At 38.2% G+C, this 3,359-nt stretch carries 4 protein-coding genes and 1 pseudogene; 1 reads left to right on the forward strand and 4 read right to left on the reverse strand.

The genetic code is table 11. The annotated features are described in order from the left end of the window. Positions 1-423 (forward strand): GNAT family N-acetyltransferase (locus SD31_RS09170; protein ID WP_039053901.1); only part of this gene is annotated, 423 nt, incomplete at its 5' end. A 74-nt stretch (positions 424-497) separates the two neighbouring features. Here the strand turns inward: SD31_RS09170 and SD31_RS09175 are convergent. From SD31_RS09175 to SD31_RS16100, 4 genes and pseudogenes are all read right to left on the reverse strand, one after another. Beyond that, the gene (locus SD31_RS09175) at positions 498-1,667 is read right to left on the reverse strand and encodes a tetratricopeptide repeat protein (protein WP_039053902.1); all 1,170 of its coding nucleotides are present in this window, start codon (positions 1,665-1,667) and stop codon (positions 498-500) included. A 13-nt stretch (positions 1,668-1,680) separates the two neighbouring features. Then, positions 1,681-2,208 (reverse strand): hypothetical protein, encoded by a 528-nt coding sequence (locus SD31_RS19010; protein ID WP_231561398.1) that lies wholly within the window; start codon positions 2,206-2,208, stop codon positions 1,681-1,683. After that, on the reverse strand, positions 2,180-2,779 hold the full coding sequence (locus SD31_RS19015; RefSeq protein WP_231561399.1) for a hypothetical protein: 600 nt from the start codon (positions 2,777-2,779) through the stop codon (positions 2,180-2,182). The genes SD31_RS19010 and SD31_RS19015 overlap by 29 nt, the downstream gene beginning before the upstream one ends. 4 nt (positions 2,780-2,783) lie before the next feature. After that, positions 2,784-3,359 (reverse strand): annotated as a pseudogene (locus SD31_RS16100) (DNA gyrase C-terminal beta-propeller domain-containing protein); the annotation flags it as partial.

A 3,359-nucleotide genomic window follows, 5' to 3' on the forward strand; every position in this document is an offset into this window, starting at 1 on the left:
AAAAATGAAGATTTTGAACCGTTGGTTCGTGTGTTAGAGCAAAACATACCTCAATACTTTGCTGAGTCCGAGATTGAAGATTACAGAAATTTTCTGACCAATGAGTTGGAGGATTATTATGTTTTGGAAATGGAAGAAAGTGTTGTTGGAGGAGGAGGTATCAATTACGACAGGGCTAAGAAGATAGCAAAGCTGAGTTGGGATTTGCTATTGCCGCAGTATCACAATCAAGGATTAGGCAAGCTTTTGTTGGACCATCGTTTGGGCATCATTTCCAAGAGGGAATACGTTAATACTATTGTGGTCCGTACCTCTCAGTTTGTATATCCGTTTTATGAAAAAAGCGGGTTTAAATTAGTTGAAACACATAAGGACTACTGGGCAAAAGGCTTTGACATGTATAAACTTGTCAAAAACAAGTAACTTAACTTTCCTTAAGCTCAAAAAGAAAGCCGGAACATTTGTTCCGGCTTTCTTTTATTGAGACTTAGAAAACATTAGTTTAAAGCATCCAATTTAGCCTGAATTTCTTTAGATTTTTCTTCTTCTTGTAAGAAGTCATATAAGCTTTTCAAACCTCTCAAAGCGCTTTCTTCATTAGGATTAACCTTAATGGCGTTTAAGAAATATTTTTCTGCACCTTTAGCTCTTTCTTTGAATTCAGCTACTTTCGCATTGTATGCTGCATTGGTAATATTTCTGTCACTGTTCAATTTTTGTAAATCTTCACGGACAAGGTTCATGATAACTACACCAGCATTAACGTTGGCGTCAGTGTAGTCCGGGTCAATTTCCAAAGCTTTTTTATAAGCTTCTAAAGCTGCCTGTTCATTATTTTGAGAAGCTTCAGCGATACCCAAATAGAAGTAAAGCGTTTTGTTGGTTGGTTCTTTTTCTATTTGAGCTTTAAGATCGTTCATTATACCTGCTGTATTTCCTAACGCAATGTTAAAGTTGATATTTTGGTTGGCAATCTCACTATCCTCTGGATATTCTTTTGCGGCGATGCCGGCATATTTCAAGGCGTTAGTAGTATCCTGTAATGTCAAATAGATATTTGGAAGATCTTTAAGGATTTTCTTATGTTCGCTATAGTCTTTACGATCTACCAAAGCAAGGTATTTTTCCAATCCTTTTTGATAGTCATTGCTTTGTAGGGCAGCGATGCCGGCATAATATGTGGTGGTAGTGTCACCTGGCACGATCAAAGAAGCTTCGTGGAAAGCATTATATGCGGCATTATAATCTTGTTTATCCCAAGCCGCTACTCCTTGGTTGAAGTTGTATACATAAATGGTTTGTTCACCTAAAGTAATGTTTTCGGTGAACTTATTGTCTTTGTCCAACTGGCGGGCTTTGGCTAATGCTTCTTTAGCTTTAGCGATATCTTCAGCGTTGTTGGCATCTGCACCAATGTTGGCATAGATGGTACCGTAGTATGCCCATGCTTCCGCAGATTCTTTGGTCTTATCGTGAACGATTGCTGCATCGATGGCTTCTTTCGCCGATTTAATAAACGTTTCGCCTAGCTTAGCATTTCCGGCTTGTTTAAATTCGTAATACTTTTGAAAATTTGTCAATGCTGATTTTACTTTGCCGGCTTGGGCGAATAATGAACCTGCCGAGAAAAATATGGCAGCAAATAAAATTCCTTTTTTAATGTTCATACGTTTTACCTTTTTAATTATTTGATAACTGATTTAGAAGCAGATTGACTCTGTCTAATTGTTCTTGATCGCCAGTAGCTTCATAGAATAAAGCCAAGCCTTTTAGGGCATTTGTAGCATAAGGTTTGATTCCATTGGCTTTCAGTAGGTAGTCCTGAGCCATATACTGTGCTTCTAAATTGTTTTTATCCTTTAGATATTCATTTAAATATATCAATCCTAATGCCAAATTAGCATCATAATTGCCTTCTTCCAAATTTAATACTTTGGAATAATAATTTTTTGCTTCGGCAATGTTACCTACATTTTCGTGTGCAAATCCAGCCAGATAGTAAAGTTCTATGTTATCAGGCTCATAGGCTATAGCCTCAGCAATGATAGGAGTGAGGGCTTGATAGGTTTTATTTTGTGCATAAAAATCCACTAACAGAAAAAGAATATTCTTATGCTTAGGGAACAGTTGACGAGCTCGCTGTAAAGTACTTAGATATTCTTGGGAGTTATCTATGGCTTTATATGCTTGGGCCAATGCTATGTACACCTCTGGTTCTGCTTCTGTACTTTGTATTCAGCTTTTGGTAATAGGAGATGGCTTCTTTATACTTTCCTGCCTGAGCGGACAGATATGCCAAATTCCTCAATACATCTACCGACTGCGACCCTAATTTCTCGACTTCAAGGAAGCTGTTATACGCTTTTTCGAATTCTTCTTTTTCTATTTCCTTATTTGCTTTATAAATATATGCTGCAATAAGATTTTGCTTGACGTAAGTAATTTCGTTAGTGAGATTTTTTCTATCCCGCGGGCGGATACGTTTCAAGGCATCTTCCGCAATGATGATAGGATCTTTATCTGTTTTGATTTTGCGCAAAGAGTCTGCATAAGCCATAGAACTATAAATCATAGCTCTAAGCACGTTGTTCTTAGTTAATGAAGAGTCACGTCTAGTTTTGTAGGCGGCATCAATGAATTTTTTGGCATTTTCCAATTCTTTTATGTCGCCTGTTTTCGTGTATTTGGCAAAACTGTTGGAGCCCTCCTTAAAGTTAGATTGGGCTACAACAGTAGAACCTATAAATATCGAAAGTATTGAAGCTAATATTGCTTTCATTTTTTTATTCTTCAGTCGCTTGATTGTCTGTTGTGTCGTTTTCGGCCGAATTGTCCATAGTGTTTTCATCTATATTTTCTTCAACCTCTTCGTCTTCCTCTCTTGCTACTTTAGTAATAGATGCGATCTCATCGTTTTCTTTCAACGTAATCAGACGTACCCCTTGCGTTGCTCTACCCATCACACGAAGGGTATCTACACCTATACGGATTACGATGCCCGATTTATTGATTATCATCAGGTCATCATTGTCTGTCACGTCTTTAATCGCTACCAACAAGCCTGTTTTTTCGGTGATGGTTGATAGTTTTCACACCTTTACCACCACGATTTGTAATACGGTAGTCTTCAATGTCGGTACGTTTTCCATACCCTTTTTCCGAAACTACCAACACGGTAACATCAGGACTATTAACACTAATCATGCCAACTACTTCATCGTCATCGCTGGCAAGCGTAATTCCTCGAACTCCCGTAGCGGTACGGCCCATAGGACGAACGGTAGATTCGTTGAAACGTATTGCTCTTCCCGATTTAAGAGCCATCACGATTTCGCTGTTTCCTGTTGTCAAACAGCGTC

The organism is Sphingobacterium sp. T2 (genome assembly GCF_000814685.1).
Classification (GTDB): Bacteria; Bacteroidota; Bacteroidia; order Sphingobacteriales; family Sphingobacteriaceae; genus Sphingobacterium; species Sphingobacterium thermophilum.